Annotated in this window: 12 protein-coding genes and 1 tRNA gene; 8 read left to right on the top strand and 5 right to left on the bottom strand. The window is 65.4% G+C overall.

All coding sequences use genetic code 11. From position 1 onward, the window contains the following. The first annotated feature begins 4 nt into the window (after positions 1 to 4). A complete protein-coding gene (gene pepT, locus N2602_RS21600) occupies positions 5 to 1,255 on the top strand; it encodes a peptidase T (protein ID WP_260379348.1) in 1,251 nt (416 codons plus the stop codon). 56 nt (positions 1,256 to 1,311) lie between these two features. On the opposite strand, the gene N2602_RS21605 is transcribed toward pepT, so the two are convergent. Next, entirely contained in the window at positions 1,312 to 2,202 is an 891-nt protein-coding gene (locus N2602_RS21605) for a hypothetical protein (protein ID WP_260379350.1), read from the bottom strand. 358 nt (positions 2,203 to 2,560) lie between these two features. On the opposite strand from N2602_RS21605, the gene N2602_RS21610 reads away from it, so the two are divergent. The 6 genes from N2602_RS21610 to N2602_RS21635 all read left to right on the top strand — a co-directional run bounded on the left by N2602_RS21610 (position 2,561) and on the right by N2602_RS21635 (position 9,766). Continuing rightward, the gene (locus tag N2602_RS21610) at positions 2,561 to 2,791 is read left to right on the top strand and encodes a hypothetical protein (protein WP_260379351.1); all 231 of its coding nucleotides are present in this window, start codon (positions 2,561 to 2,563) and stop codon (positions 2,789 to 2,791) included. A gap of 120 nt (positions 2,792 to 2,911) precedes the next feature. Further along, positions 2,912 to 3,274, top strand: coding sequence for a hypothetical protein (locus tag N2602_RS21615; protein ID WP_260379352.1), 363 nt, complete (start codon positions 2,912 to 2,914; stop codon positions 3,272 to 3,274). Positions 3,275 to 3,329: 55 nt separating this feature from the next. Next, positions 3,330 to 4,604: a divalent metal ion exporter subunit IhpA gene (ihpA, locus tag N2602_RS21620; protein WP_260379353.1), complete on the top strand. Its 1,275-nt coding sequence runs from the start codon at positions 3,330 to 3,332 to the stop codon at positions 4,602 to 4,604. After that, positions 4,601 to 5,578, top strand: a complete 978-nt coding sequence (ihpB, locus tag N2602_RS21625; protein ID WP_260379354.1) for a divalent metal ion exporter adaptor subunit IhpB — start codon at positions 4,601 to 4,603, stop codon at positions 5,576 to 5,578. Before ihpA ends, ihpB begins: the two co-directional genes overlap by 4 nt. After that, complete coding sequence (locus tag N2602_RS21630; RefSeq protein ID WP_260379355.1) at positions 5,571 to 8,789, top strand: efflux RND transporter permease subunit; 3,219 nt, start codon at positions 5,571 to 5,573, stop codon at positions 8,787 to 8,789. Before ihpB ends, N2602_RS21630 begins: the two co-directional genes overlap by 8 nt. Before the next feature lie 2 nt (positions 8,790 to 8,791). Then, on the top strand, positions 8,792 to 9,766 hold the full coding sequence (locus tag N2602_RS21635) for a cation diffusion facilitator family transporter (protein ID WP_260379356.1): 975 nt from the start codon (positions 8,792 to 8,794) through the stop codon (positions 9,764 to 9,766). A gap of 149 nt (positions 9,767 to 9,915) precedes the next feature. Here the strand turns inward: N2602_RS21635 and N2602_RS21640 are convergent, their stop codons facing one another. Then, positions 9,916 to 10,773, bottom strand: a complete 858-nt coding sequence (locus N2602_RS21640; protein ID WP_260379357.1) for a class I SAM-dependent methyltransferase — start codon at positions 10,771 to 10,773, stop codon at positions 9,916 to 9,918. A gap of 223 nt (positions 10,774 to 10,996) precedes the next feature. Between N2602_RS21640 and N2602_RS21645 the strand changes: the two genes are divergently transcribed. Then, positions 10,997 to 12,082: an acyltransferase gene (locus N2602_RS21645; protein ID WP_260379358.1), complete on the top strand. Its 1,086-nt coding sequence runs from the start codon at positions 10,997 to 10,999 to the stop codon at positions 12,080 to 12,082. Positions 12,083 to 12,103: 21 nt separating this feature from the next. Here N2602_RS21645 and N2602_RS21650 read toward each other — a convergent pair. From N2602_RS21650 to lon, 3 genes are all read right to left on the bottom strand, one after another. Next, positions 12,104 to 12,180, bottom strand: a tRNA-Val gene (locus N2602_RS21650). Between the two features lie 82 nt (positions 12,181 to 12,262). After that, on the bottom strand, positions 12,263 to 12,667 hold the full coding sequence (locus tag N2602_RS21655; protein WP_260379359.1) for a GFA family protein: 405 nt from the start codon (positions 12,665 to 12,667) through the stop codon (positions 12,263 to 12,265). Positions 12,668 to 12,740: 73 nt separating this feature from the next. After that, positions 12,741 to 15,164, bottom strand: coding sequence for an endopeptidase La (gene lon, locus N2602_RS21660; RefSeq protein ID WP_172783507.1), 2,424 nt, complete (start codon positions 15,162 to 15,164; stop codon positions 12,741 to 12,743). Positions 15,165 to 15,434: the final 270 nt, after the last annotated feature.

Raw genomic sequence — 15,434 nt, forward strand, 5'->3', positions numbered from 1 at the left:
AGAAATGTCCTCCCTCTCCTTTTCGCATACCGTGACCGAGCGCTTCCTGCGCTACGTCACCATCGACACCCAGTCCGATCCGGCATCGCCTCACTCGCCCTCGACCGAGAAGCAGAAAGATCTCGGCCGCGTGCTCGCTGCCGAGCTGAAGGCCATGGGCGTTGCGGACGCGCATCTCGACGAATACGGCTACGTCTACGCAACGATCCCGGCCAACACCGACAAGAAGGTGCCGGTGATCTGCTTCTGCTCGCACATGGACACCTCGCCCGACGTCACCGGCAAGGGCGTCAAGCCGCAAGTCGTGAAGAACTATCGCGGCGGCGACATCATCCTGCCCGGCGACACCAGCCAGGTGATCCGCTTCAATGAGCACCCCGCGCTGAAGAACCAGATCGGCAACGACATCATCACCACCGACGGCACGACGCTGTTGGGGGCCGACAACAAGGCCGGCGTTGCCGAGATCATGGATGCCGCGCATTTCTTCCTCAACAACCCCGACGTGAAGCACGGTACCATCAAGATCCTGTTCACGCCGGACGAGGAGATCGGCCGCGGCGTCGACAATGTCGACCTGAGGAAGCTGGGGGCCGATTTCGGCTACACCATGGACGGCGAGAGCGCCGGCTGTGTCGAGGACGAGACCTTCTCGGCCGATGGTGCCACCATCACCATCAACGGCGTCAGCGCCCATCCCGGGTACGCCAAGGGCAAGATGGAGCACGCGATCAAGATCGCCGCCGCCATCGTCGAGCGTCTGCCGAAGGAGGGCTGCTCGCCCGAGACCACCTCGGGCAAGCAAGGCTTTCTGCATCCGATCGGCATTGAGGGCGCGCTGGAGCAGGCGACGCTCTCCTTCATCGTCCGCGACTTCACCGAGGAAGGGCTGAAGGAGAAGGAGGCGCTGCTCGAGGACATCGTCAAGGATGTGATGAAGGACTATCCGCGCTCGACCTACGCGTTCGAGGTCAAGGAGCAGTATCGCAACATGAAGCAGGTGATCGATCGTCACCCGCACGTGCTCGAATACGCCATCGAGGCGATCCGTCGCGCCGGCCTGCGGCCGATGCGCACCGCGATCCGCGGCGGCACCGACGGCTCGCGCCTGTCATTCATGGGCCTGCCCTGCCCCAACATCTTCGCCGGCGAGCACGCGTTTCATTCGCGGCTCGAATGGGTCAGCCGGCAGGATATGGAAAAGGCGGTGGAGACCATCGTGCATCTGGCGATGATCTGGGAAGAGAAGGCCTGAGCCTTCCTGCAGACGTCGACGATGGCCGGGCTTGCGCCCGGCCATCGATTGAGAGCCTACGGCACCGGCATTGCGCGCGGATTGCGATGGAAGCGGTTGGCGCTCGCCATCCAGCTCGGCAACGGTGCGCCGTCACGATGCCGGCCGCCGGCAACGGCTGCAGCCCAGGCCACTGCGGCGCCGATCAGGGTCGCGGCTGCGACCGAGAACGCCACGATGATCGAGTTGCGTCGCGCGCGGTTGATGGCCGTCTTCGAGTCTGCAATCAGCGCATCGACCCGGCGCTCGGATTCGGGGGCCGCCAGTCCCGTCGCCGCGGCGACCAGTTGCACGAGGTAGGCCCGATCGTCGGTGCTGACGCCGCTATGGCTGGACGAGGTCATCAGGATACGTCCGGCTTCGGCGCGCGGTTCCCTCAGGTCAGCGTTCGGCGCGCGGCGCGGCGCGCGGAACAGCTTGTCGAGCTCATAGCTCAACAAGGGCTCGGCCGCCGAGGTGTTGCTCGCCGAGCTGCGCATCGGCGAACGGTCGATCGCGGCAGCGCCGAGGAGCGCGAGCAGAGCTGCGCCGGCCAGGACCGCCAGCGCCCAGGCGGTCAGGCCATGGAGTCCATCCCGCCGCTCGCCGTCATCCTCGATCGTTGCAAGCACGGGCTCGGGCCGGGTCGTCCGGCCGGCGATGTAGCCGCCGAAGCCGAAGCTGACGATCGCCTGGATGATCAGATAGAGCCCGGAGAGTAGCGCCAGCGCTGCCGAGGCATCGCGCCAGGTCGGCGAGGCCGAACTGACACCGAGACCGACCGCGACACCAAAACCGATCAGGATGAACGACATTGCGCTCGCAGCAAGCGCGCCCGCGAACACCGAGCTCCACTGGATCGTTCGAGGCGCCTCGACTGCCAGGCCGCTTTCCATGACCTCTTCCCGCATGAGAGTTTCTACGGTCATTGCCGCGCTCTCAGCGCAGGCCGAAGAACGACAGGATCGCCATGATGACGACGATCAAGCCGATCAGATAAATCAATCCGTCCATTGTCCGTCCTCCTCAGTTCTTCTCACCGCTAATCGCGAGGTATGAGGAACGTTCCTAATTGGACAGATCGGATGGAACGAACGTGGAAGATGCGGGTTGTCTGTCCAAGTCCTAGGGATAGAGATTGTGAGCACATGAGGCCTCAGCCGGTTCGTCCGGCTGGGGCCTTTCCGCGTTGCGGCCGGCGCGTCTCCTCCTGTCGTATGTTAACGACGCCGGGGCCGGGATCATCAATGATGCGATCAGGCGGAACCTGCAGATCAGGAGAGGCGCGTGGACCGCAGAACGGCGTGCCTGCATCAGGCGAATGCATTCCGGGAGAAAGCCCTCGCCGATCCCGAGCACCACGACCAATGGATCGACGAGGCCATCAACTGGCTGGAACGCGCGATGGAAGCGAGCTGTCGGGCCGCCATCACCATGGAAGGTGACGACGGCAGCGGAGCTCCGGCCCCCACGATCGAAGCCATGGTGCCACTTCGGCGCGCCATCGTTCGCCAGTGAGAGGCGCTGGCACCGCATGCGCTGCTGCGGCAATTGTTCCAGGGACGTAACAATGTTGCGGGTCGACACTGTTCCCGCGCCCATGCTAGGCCGAGCACAGACCGCAACCAGAGTGACGTCGTGCTCGCAAACCGCCAGCCCTCAGGATCCTGCCGCTCGCGCGCCCGGCGCGGGCTGCTGTCCGTGCTGATCGCGGCTGTCTATCTGCTCGCGGGCGTGCTGCACGGCGCACACGATATCGACGTCACCACGCCCCGCGGCGGCTCGGAGATCGCCGCGGTCCTCGATGGCGCCGGCGGCCATAGCGACCACAAGGCCATCGGCGGACATCATTGCCACGGCTGCTTCTCGCTGACCGTGGCACAGCCGATGCCATCGACGGCAGCGACCGCGCTTGCGTCGGCGCCGAGCCCGCAACGGGCCTCCCGGCTCGCCGGAATTGTTCCCGATACCGACTCTCCCCCTCCCAGACCTATTGCCTGAACGGATTGGTCGGGCGCCCCGCGCCCATTAGCTTCATCCTTCACAGGTCGGTTTCATGTTTCGCAGGGGAATGGCCGCGCGCCTGGCGTGCGCGGCGGCGTGTCTGATTGCAGCATCGGCGCTTGCACCATCGCACGCCCAGACTTTGACGATGCGGAGCGCCCTGGCGCGCGCGCTGGCGGCGAGCCCGCGGCTGACGGCGGCGGAGCGCGACGTCGGCATCGCCACGGGCCAGCGCATCCAGGCGGGCGCCCTGCTCAATCCGGAGCTGTCCTATGAACAGGACGATTCATTCGGCTCCGGCAGATATCGCGGAACGCGCTCGGCCGAGACCACGCTGCAGATCAGCCAGGCCTTCGAGCTGTTCGGCAAGCGCGAGGCGCGGATTGCCGCAGGCGCAGCCGGCGTCGAGGTCGCCGCGATCCAGCGCAAAGCCGTCAGGCTGGAGGTGCTGTCGGAGACCGCGATCGCCTTTCTCAGCGTGCTCGGCGCGCAGCGGCGCATCCAGATCCTCGATGAGCAGATTGCCGCGATCGACCGGCTGACACCGCTCCTGCGCCGCCGTGTCGAAGCCGGCGCCTCGTCGCCGGCCGAGACCGGCCGCGCCGAGGTCGCCTCCGCCCTGGTGAAGGCCGACCGCGAGCGGTTCAAGGCGACCTTGGCGAGCGCCCGGCGCGAGCTTGCAGTGCTGATGGGCGATGCGTCCGCAAAATTCGGCGAGGTCTCCGGCCGGCTCGAGACCACCGGGCGCCCGCCGACGTTCCAGGCGGTTGTCGCCGCCATCGACGCCAATCCGCAGCTGGTGCGCTGGACCGCGATCTATGCCCAGCGCAATGCCGAGCTCTTGCTGGCGCGGCTCAAGCCCTATCCGGACGTGCGGATCGCGGCCGGATGGCGTCACTATAACGAGACCAATGACGACGCGGTGCGTCTGTCCATCTCGGTGCCGATCCCCGTGTTCGACCAGAACCAGGGCAACATCCTTTCGGCCCAGGAAAGCCTCGCCAAGACCAGAGCCGAGCGCGAGGCCAACCGCAACGCGCTGATCGTGATCGCCGGCCGCGCCTATGACTCGCTCCAGGGCTCGCTGCGCGAGCTCGCGGTGCTGCGCGAGACCGCGATCCCCAAGGCCGTCGAAGCGTCCGAGGCGATCTCGCAAGGCTACGGCCAGGGCCGCTTCACCCTGCTCGAAGTGCTGGACGCCCAGGCCAGCGTGACCCAGGCGCGGCTGCGCGAGCAGGAGGCGCTGCAGAATTTCCACGCGGGCGTCGCGACCATCGAAGGCCTCGTCGGCAATCCCTTCACGCTGGCGCGGGAGAGCGCACGATGAAAACGTCCTCGACCATCCTGATAGCCATCGTTGCCGCTGCGCTCGGCGCTTACGGCTATTCCCTGCTCGCCCCCGGCAAGGTCGCGCCGGCCGAGCACGCTGCGCATTCCGAGCCGAAGAAGCCGAACGACCATGTCGAGCAGGACGAGCACGGCGCCGACCGCATCCGCATCTCCGACGTGAAGCTGGCCGCCGCGGGCGTCACCCTGGCGGAAGCCGCGAGCGCCACACTGACCGACACGCTCGCCTTCAACGGCATCCTGCGCGCCAACCAGGAAGCCGTGGTGCAGGTGACGCCGCGCTTTCCGGGCCTCGCCAAATCCATCCATAAGCGGATCGGCGACAAGGTGGGCAAGGACGATCTGCTCGCCGCGATCGAAAGCAACCAGAGCCTCACCGTCTATGAACTGAAGGCCCCGATTGCCGGCACCATCATCGAGCGGCAGATCTCGCTCGGCGAATACGCCTCCGAGCAGAAGCCGGCCTTCGTCGTCGCCGATCTCTCCACCATCTGGGTCGACCTGTCGATCTACCGCCAGGACTTAAGGCGCGTCCGCATCAATGACGAAGTGCTGATCGATCCCGACGACGGCCGCGGCGAGATCAAGGGCACGATCTCCTACATGGCGCCGATCGGCAGTAGCGAGACCCAGACCGCGCTGGCGCGCGTGGTGCTGCCCAATCCGGACGGACGCCTGCGGCCCGGCCTGTTCGTCACGGCGCGGCTGATCCTCGCGGCGCGCAATGTCGCGGTTGCGGTGCGCCGCAGCGCGATCCAGACGCTGGAGAACAAGACCATCGTGTTCGTGCGCGAGGACGGCGACAAGATCGAAGCCCGCCCCGTCGAGCTTGGCGATTCCGATCCGCGTCACGTCGAGATCAAGGCGGGCCTTTCGCCCGGCGAGCATTACGTGGCCGAGAACAGCTTCGTCGTGAAGGCGGAGATGGGCAAGGGCGAGGCCGAGCATGATTGAGCGCCTCATCGCCGTCTCGCTGCAGCAACGCTGGCTGGTCCTCCTGCTCGCACTCGGCGCCGTCGCCTTCGGCACCTGGAATTTCCAGCGCCTGCCGATCGACGCGGTGCCTGACATCACCAACGTCCAGGTCCAGATCAACACCCGCGCCCCCGGCTATTCGCCGCTCGAGACCGAGCAGCGCATCACCTTCCCGGTCGAGACCGCGATGGGCGGCCTGCCCAAGCTCGACTACACCCGCTCGCTGTCGCGCTACGGCCTCAGCCAGGTGACGATCGTGTTCAAGGATGGCACCGACATCTACTTCGCCCGGCAGCTCGTCGGCGAACGCATCCAGCAGGTGAAGGACCAGCTGCCGGCGGGCGTCGAGGTCGCGATGGGTCCGGTCTCGACCGGCCTCGGCGAGATCTTCATGTACACCGTGGAGACCAAGGCAGGCGCAAAGACGCAGGGCGGCCGCGACTATTCGCTGACCGATCTACGCACGGTGCAGGACTGGATCATCCGGCCGCAGCTTCGCAACGTGCCTGGTGTGATCGAGGTCAACACGATCGGCGGCTTCGAGCGGCAATTCCACGTGCTGCCCGACCCCGGCAAGCTGATGGCCTATCGGCTCGGCTTTCGCGACGTGATGACGGCGCTCGCCGCCAACAATGCCAATGTCGGGGCCGGCTATATCGAACGCAACGGCGAGCAATATCTGGTTCGCTCGCCGGGCCAGGTCGGCAATATCGGCGAGATCCAGGACATCGTGATCGGCTCGCGCGGCGGCAATCCCGTCAGGATCAGGGATGTCGCGACCGTTACCGAGGGTCGCGATCTGCGCACGGGTGCCGCGACACGCAACGGCGAGGAGACCGTGCTCGGCACCGCCATGCTGCTGATCGGCGAGAACAGCCGCAGCGTCGCCCGCCGCGTCGGGGCCCGTCTCGAGGAGATCGCAAAATCGCTGCCCGAAGGCGTCGTGACGCGGACCGTCTACGACCGCACCGACCTGGTCGAAGCCACCATCGGCACCGTCAAGAACAACCTGCTTGAAGGCGCGGCGCTGGTGGTGGCCGTGCTGTTCCTCATCCTCGGCAACATCCGCGCCGCGCTGGTCACGGCCTGCGTCATTCCGCTGTCGATGGCGATGACGATCACCGGCATGGTCGAGACCAAGGTCAGCGGCAACCTGATGTCACTTGGTGCGATCGACTTCGGCATCATCGTCGATGGTGCCGTCATCATCGTCGAAAATTGCCTGCGCATGCTGGCGGCGGCCCAGCGCGAGAAAGGCGGCCTGCTCACGACCGCCGAACGGCTGCGCGCGATTCTGCGCGGGTCGAGCGAGGTCATCAAGCCGAGCCTGTTCGGAACGCTGATCATCGCCGTGGTCTACCTGCCCGTGCTGACGCTGACCGGCGTCGAGGGCAAGATGTTCACGCCGATGACGCTGACGGTGCTGATGGCGCTCGGCGCGGCCGTGCTGTTCTCCATCACCTTCGTGCCGGCAGCCGTTGCCATCTTCGTCACCGGCAAGGTGTCCGAACATGAGAACCTGTTCATGCGGGCGGCAAAGCGCGGCTATCTCCCCCTGCTCCGTTTTGCCATCGACAATCCGGCCGCGGTCGCGATCATGGCCGTGGTCATCGTGGTCGCGAGCGGCATCGCCGCTTCGCGGATGGGCGGCGAGTTCATTCCGAGCCTCGACGAAGGCGACGTCGCGCTGGCTTCGATCCGGATTCCCGGCACCAGCCTCACCCAGTCGCTGGACCTTCAGAAGGCGCTGGAAAAACGCATCAAGCAGGTTCCGGAGGTGAAGGAGTTCTTCACCCGCATCGGCACCGCGGAGATCGCCACCGATCCGATGTCGCCGGCGCAGACCGATGGCTACGTCATGCTGAAGCCGCGTGCCGAATGGCCCGACCCGGGCAAGTCGAAATCGGAGGTGGTCGAGGCCATCGAGCATGCTGCAGACGAGATTCCCGGCAGCGCCTATGAAATCTCCCAGCCGATCCAGTTCCGCGTCAACGAGCTGATCTCCGGCGTGCGCACGGACGTCGGCGTCAAAATCTTCGGCGACGATCTCGACATCCTGCAAGGCGCCGCCAGGCAGGTGGAGGCCGCGATCCGCGGCATCCGCGGCGCCAGCGACGTCAAGATAGAGCAGGTCGCGGGCCTGCCGATCCTCACCGTCCGCCTCGATCGCCAGGCGCTCGCCCGCTATGGCCTCAGCGTCGCCGAAGTGCAGGGCATCGTCGAGATCGCAGTCGGCGGCAAGTCAGCGGGCAAGCTGTTCGAAGGCGATCGGCGCTTCGACATCGTGGTGCGCCTGCCCGAGCATTTGCGCGGCAATCTCGAGGCGATCCGCGCGATCCCGATTCCGCTGCCGCCCGCCGAGGACGCCGGCTCCGGCACGGCCGTTCGTACCGCGCTGGCCAGCTCTTCCCTCGCCCAGATGCGCTACGTGCCGCTCTCGTCGATCGCCACCGTCGATACGACGCCGGGGCCGAACCAGATCAGCCGCGAGAACGGCAAGCGGCGGATCGTCGTCACCGCCAATGTCCGCGCGCGCGACCTCGGCTCCTTCGTGGCCGAGGCCGAGGCGGCAGTGGCGGAGAAGGTCAAGCTGCCGGCGGGTTACTTCATCGGCTGGGGCGGCCAGTTCGAGCAGCTTGTCTCGGCCACCAAGCGGCTGACGATCGTGGTGCCGGTAGCGCTGCTGCTGGTGTTCCTGCTGCTGTTCATGGGCATGGGATCGGCGGCCGATGCGGCGCTGGTGTTTTCGGGCGTGCCGCTGGCGCTGACCGGTGGCGTCGCCGCGCTGCTGCTGCGCGACATTCCCTTGTCGATCAGCGCCGGCGTCGGCTTCATCGCACTGTCGGGCGTCGCCGTTCTCAATGGCCTCGTCATCATCGCCTTCATCGATCGTCTGCGCAGCGAGGGGCGCTCGGTCGCGGAGGCCGTGCGCGAAGGTGCGCTGACGCGGCTGCGCCCGGTGCTGATGACCGCGCTCGTCGCCTCGCTCGGCTTCGTGCCGATGGCGCTCGCCACCGGCGCCGGCGCCGAGGTGCAGCGGCCGCTCGCGACCGTGGTGATCGGGGGCATCATCTCCTCGACCATCCTGACGCTGCTGGTGCTGCCGGCGCTCTACGTGCTGTTCCGCCGTGACGTGGCAAATGAAAGGCCTACAATGGCGTCTGATTTGGCGGAGTCCGCGGAGCGCTAGAATTGGGCAGCCACGACCACCACGGTCATCACCACCATGATCATGCGGGCCACTCGCATGCGCATGGCCACGATCACGGTCACGCGCACGGCCATGTCCATGCGCCCGCCAATTTCGGCAAGGCGTTCGCGCTCGGCATTACGCTCAACACCGCGCTCGTCGTGGCCGAGGCGATTTACGGCTATGTCGGCAACTCCACCGCCCTGCTCGCCGATGCCGGCCATAACCTGTCCGACGTGCTCGGCCTCGTCATTGCCTGGGGCGCCTCGATCGCAGCCCGCCGCGCGCCCAGCGGCCGCTTCACCTACGGTTTTCGCGCCTCCACCATCCTGGCGGCGCTGGCCAATGCGGTGTTCCTGCTGGTCGCAACCGGCGCCATCGGCTGGGAGGCGATCCTGCGCCTGCGCGAGCCGGAGCCGGTCGCAGGTCTCACCGTGATGGTGGTTGCGGGCATCGGCATCCTCATCAACGGTTTTACCGCCCTGCTGTTCGCGAGCGGCCGCAAGGACGACATCAACATCGAAGGCGCCTATCTGCACATGGCCGCCGACGCCGCGGTCTCGCTCGGCGTCGTGGTCTCGGCGGCGCTGATCATCTGGACCGGCTGGCTCTGGCTCGACCCCATCACCAGCCTCGTCATCTGCGCCACCATCCTCTGGAGCACGACCAGCCTCTTGCGCGGCTCCATCGACATGTCGATGGCGGCCGCGCCCAAGGGAACCGACCTCGCCGCAATCAGGGCGTTCCTGCTGGCGCGGCCGGGCGTCTCAGGGATTCACGATCTCCACGTCTGGCCGATCTCGACCACCGAGACGGCGCTGACCTGCCATCTCGTGATGCCGGCCGGCAGCGACGACGCATTCCTGATGCAGACGACGCAGCTCCTCAAGACATCCTTCCGCATCGGCCACACCACGCTTCAGGTCGAGACGCATCCCGACAATGGCTGCGCGCTCGCGCCGGATGATGTGGTGTAGGAGTCCCCCGCACCATCCGCGTCATTGCGAGCGCAGCGAAGCAATCCAGACTTCCTCCGCAGAGACAGTCTGGATTGCTTCGTCGCCAGCGCAAAATTGCTTCGCAATTTTGTCGCGGGCTCCTCGCAATGAGGGCGGAGGAACGGCGCCTACGCAGCCTTCGCCGTCACGATCCAGATCGCGCCCTGCAACTTCACGCTCTGTCCCTTCAAGAACGGCGCGAGCATTTCGCGGATCGAGGCCTTGGCGGCCTCGTAGGTCTCCGGCGGATGGCCCTGCAGCGCGCGGCTGGCCGGGCCGATCTGCAGCGCGCCGTCCACGGCTGCATCGAGCCCGCCGCCGATCGCGATATCCATCGCAAGATTGTGCGGCTGCATTGCCACATCGACGAAGCCCGCGCCTTTCAGGATGCGCGTCACGCGCTCTTCCGAAGCGAAGGCGAACGGGCCCGGCTCTTCGGGACCAACCGGCGGCATTTTCGGCACGTACTTGTAGACCGCCATCAGCGGCGCCATCATCCACGGGTTTTCCTTCGGCTCGCGCCAGCAGGTGAAGGCGAGCCGGCCAGTCGGCTTCAGCGCGCGCCGCAGATTGGCGAAGGACGCGATCGGGTCGGCGAAGAACATCACGCCGAAGCGCGAGGCCAAGAGATCGAAGCTCGCCTGCTCGAGCGGATAAATGGTCGCATCCGCCAGCACGAAATCGAGCGGCAGCCCCTGCGGCGCGAGCGCGCGCGCCTGCGACAGCATCGGCTCGGAGACGTCGAGGCCGAGCGCAAAGCCATCAGGCGCCACCGCCTTCGCGAAGGCGAACGTCGTCGCGCCGGAGCCGCAGCCGACATCGAGGACGCGCTCGCCCGGTCGGGGCTTGACACGCTCGATCAGCACGTCGGCGATGGGGCCGAGCAGTTTCTCCTGCGCCGCGTGACGATCGGCCCAGCGCTGCCCGCTCGGCCCGTTCCAATAGGCGATCTGGTCGGCGTTTTGCTCGTGCCCAGGCTGTTGCATCACATTTTCCTTCCGACCTCGCCGACTGTCCCCCCCCCCAGCGAAGACGCTTATCCGCATGCAGCTCCCGGACACAAGAGCGATTCAGGCGAGACCATCTGACGGCAGTCGCAGTCGCGCATCAGTCGCAAGCAGAATCGCACAGCATCGACGTGCGCAAGGGGCTCCAGAGTTGACACAATGGGAAGCCACTGTTCTAACTCCAGAAACGCGAGGAAACGTTTTGAAATCCGAACGATCAGTCGGCATCGATTGCCTGCGCGCCATCTCCATCATCTGGGTGCTGCTGTACCACTTCGTCCCGCTTCAGGCTTTCAACCGGGGCACGTTCGGCGTCCTGCTGTTTTTCATCATCAGCGGCTATTGTATCGCATTCAGTGCCGAGACGTCGCAAACCGCCTGGCACTTCTATGCCAAGCGGCTCGGCCGCCTGCTTCCCGCCCTGATCGTCTGCGGCTTCCTGACCACGCTGTTCAAGATTCTCGCGCCCGAATTGGTCGAGCCTGGCCGCGGGCTGAAATGGGTCCACTACGTCTATACGCTGATCGCGCTTCCCACGCTCAACGTCCTGCAGGTGAACTATAACCTGCCCGACGGTGCCTATTGGTCGTTACAGATCGAGTTTCAATTCTACTTCTTCTGCTTCCTGATGATGGTGCTGGGCTTCAAGCAACGGCTGCTGGCATTGCTGTGCGCCGTGACCATCTTCCGGACGGTGACCACGAGCACGGATTACTACACCTCCAACGATTTCTTTCCGTTCTTCATCGCCGGAATGAGCGTGGCTTCCCTCGTCAGGGGACGCACTAGGGAGGCGATCGTCGGAATCGTCGTGGCGTTCTCCGTCGAGCTCTACCATCTGAAGATGGGCGTCAAGCAGCCCTCGGTCCCGATCGAGATGTACCGGTCGCTGCTGCTGTGGTTTGGCACGGCGGCCGTCTATCTTGCCGCGCGGTATGACCACCTCCTGCCGCGCTGGTCGAGCGCCCTCGCCTTCATCGGCGCCATCAGCTATCCGCTCTATTTGATTCATCAGGACGTCGGCATGATGATCCTGCACTGGGCCCATGTGGGGCGCGACTCGGCGGGCGACATGCTGATCCGCGCATTCGTCCTTCCCGCATTCCTCGCTGCCGTTGCCTGGCTGGTCTACGTCCTGGTCGAAAAACCCACCATCAAGCCGCTGACCGGCTTTCTGGCCAATCCGCTCGTCTGGCTTGGGCAGCGGCAGCCGGCAATGGCGCGACGCGAGTACCCCGCCACCGAGCGCAGTGTCGACGTCGCACGCCAGGACTTGCCGATTGGGTGACCCGACGCGCCGGGTGAAGGCTGGTGGGCGGTCACGGATTCGAACCGCGGACCCTCTCGGTGTAAACGAGATGCTCTAACCAGCTGAGCTAACCGCCCTCGCCGCCTCTTTAGCCCTACGGGCCCCGGACGGGCAAGACCCCAGCCTAACGACTTCGACCGACTTGGACCGACTTGGGCCTCAATCCTGCGGCCGCCCCGGCAGCAGCGGCACGGCGTCGATCCACACCGCCGCCGACTGGCACCAGATCTGTCGCGTGGGCCTCAGCGCATCGCGCTGGCGGATCGAGCCCCAGCGGATGCCCCAATCGTCGGCCTGGTCGCCCTCGCCGCTGGTGAACAGCGGGGAACCGCAGTCGGCGCAGAAATGCTGGAAACGCATCCGGCCGTTGTCGCCGCGCTTGCCGTAGATTTTGGGCGTACCGAGGGTCAGGCGGACATCAGCCTTGGTGCAGATGGCTGTCACACGGAACGGCGAGCCGGTCAGCGACTGGCAATCGGTGCAGTGACAGACCGAGATTGCCTCAGGATCGATCTCGGCCTCGAAGGTGATCGCCCCGCAATGGCATTGCCCATCGATGTGCATTGCCTCCTCCCTATCCCCCCAAACAAAAACGGCGCCCGAAGGCGCCGTTTTATCATCATTCCGAGCCGCACACTCAGTGAGCGGTCAGGCCGCCGGCGGCTTCGTCGCCGTCCGGCTTCACCGTCACCTTGGTGTCCTCTTCCCAGACGATCGGCACCGGCTTCTTCACCAGCGCCTTGGCGACGACGTCGTCGAGGCGGGAAACCGGGATGATCTCCATGCCGCCCTTGATCGCATCGGAAATCTCCGTGAGATCCTTGGCGTTGTCCTCGGGGATCAGCACCGTCTTGATGCCGCCGCGGGCCGCAGCCAGCAGCTTCTCCTTCAGGCCGCCGATCGGCAGCACGCGGCCGCGCAGCGTGATCTCGCCGGTCATCGCGACATCATGGCGGACCGGAATGCCGGTCATGACCGAGATGATCGCGGTGGCCATCGCAACGCCTGCGGACGGACCATCCTTCGGCGTCGCGCCCTCCGGCACGTGCACGTGGATGTCGCGCTTGTCGAACAGCGGCGGCTCGACGCCGTAGTTGATCGCGCGCGAGCGGACGTAGGACGCCGCCGCGGAGATCGACTCCTTCATGACGTCGCGCAGATTGCCCGTGACCGTCATCTTGCCCTTGCCGGGCATCATGACGCCTTCGATCGTCAGCAGCTCGCCGCCGACATCGGTCCAGGCAAGGCCGGTGACGATGCCGACCTGCGGCTCGCTCTCGATCTCGCCGAAGCGGTACTTCGGCACGCCGAGCAGCTCTTCCAGAGTCTTCTCGGTGACCTTGACCGACTTCTTCTTGGAGATCATCAGCTCCTTCACCGCCTTGCGGGCAAGTGTAGAGAGCTCACGCTCCAAATTGCGCACGCCCGCTTCGCGGGTGTAGCGGCGGATCAGAAGCAGCAGCGCCTCGTCGTCGATCGAGAACTCCTTGGAGTCCAGGCCGTGCTTGGACACCGCGTTCGGGATCAGGTGCTTGCGCGAGATCTCGACCTTCTCGTTCTCGGTGTAGCCCGCGATCCGGATGATCTCCATGCGGTCCATCAACGGCCCCGGAATATTGAGCGTATTCGCGGTGGTGATGAACATCACGTTGGACAGATCGTAGTCGACCTCGAGATAGTGGTCGTTGAAGGTCCCGTTCTGCTCGGGGTCGAGCACCTCGAGCAAGGCCGAGGACGGATCGCCGCGGAAATCGGCGCCCATCTTGTCGATCTCGTCCAGGAGGAACAGCGGATTGGACGACTTGGCCTTGCGCATCGACTGGATGATCTTGCCGGGCATCGAGCCGATATAGGTGCGGCGGTGACCGCGGATCTCGGCCTCGTCGCGCACGCCGCCGAGCGAGACGCGCACGAATTCGCGCCCCGTCGCCTTCGCGATCGACTTGCCGAGCGAGGTCTTGCCGACGCCGGGAGGCCCGACGAGGCACAGGATCGGCCCGGTCAGCTTGTTGGCGCGCGACTGCACCGCGAGGTACTCGACGATGCGTTCCTTGACCTTCTCGAGCCCATAGTGATCGGAGTCCAGGATGGCTTGCGCCTGCTCCAGGTCCTTCTTCACCTTGGACTTCTTGTTCCACGGGATCGACAGCAGCCAATCCAGATAGTTGCGCACGACGGTCGCTTCCGCGGACATCGGCGACATCTGGCGCAGCTTCTTCAATTCATGCTGCGCCTTCTCGCGCGCTTCCTTGGAGAGCTTGGTCTTGGAGATCTTCTCTTCGAGGTCGGCGAGCTCGTCGCGACCATCGTCGTCGCCGAGTTCCTTCTGGATCGCCTTCATCTGCTCGTTGAGGTAATACTCGCGCTGGGTCTTCTCCATCTGGCGCTTGACGCGCGAGCGGATGCGCTTCTCGACCTGCAGCACCGAGATCTCGCTCTCCATCAGGCCCAGCACCTTCTCCAGGCGCGTGGTGACGGACAGCGTCTCCAGGATGCCCTGGCGATCGGCGATCTTGACGGCGAGATGCGAGGCAACGGTGTCGGCGAGCTTGGCGAAATCGGTGATCGCCTGCACGACGCCGACGACCTCGGCCGAGATCTTCTTGTTGAGCTTCACATAGCTCTCGAAGTCGGACACGACCGAGCGCGCCAGGGCTTCCGCCTCGACCGATTTCGCATCGGTGTCGGCGAGCGCGACGGCGGTCGCCTCGTAATAGTCGGCGCGATCGGTGTACTTCGCCACGCGCGCACGCTCGAGCCCTTCGACCAGCACCTTCACGGTGCCGTCGGGGAGCTTCAAGAGCTGGAGCACGCTGGCAAGCGTCCCGGTCTCGTAAATGGCATCGGGCGCCGGATCATCGTCGGACGCGTTCTTCTGCGTCGCGAGCATGATCAGCGCGTCGTTCTTCATCACCTCTTCGAGCGCGCGGATCGACTTCTCACGACCGACGAAGAGCGGAACGATCATGTGCGGGAAGACGACGATGTCGCGCAGCGGCAGCACGGGATAAGCGTGCGCTTCGCCATGGACGATGGTTGGCCGGGGTTTGGGATTGGTCATGGCCTTTTCCTTTTGCTTTGCCCCCTTGCACGCAGCCCGCTGATCATGCGCAACCGCCACAAGGTGCCGAGGTGATCCGCAGAACCGGTCGGTCCTCTACAAGGTGGACCGGCTCGCCGGAACGGAACAGAGGCGAATCTTGAAGAGAATTTTCGCTCGCCGCCGACATTAGGTGGCTATCGACCCGGGGGGTGTCAAGTCATTGAAAGACGCGCGCCATCAGGCGCTTACGCACGCAATAAGCGATGCAACACCGGCTGCGGAAATATC

The sequence above is a fragment of the Bradyrhizobium sp. NC92 genome (genome assembly GCF_025200865.1).
In the GTDB taxonomy this organism is placed as follows: domain Bacteria; phylum Pseudomonadota; class Alphaproteobacteria; order Rhizobiales; family Xanthobacteraceae; genus Bradyrhizobium.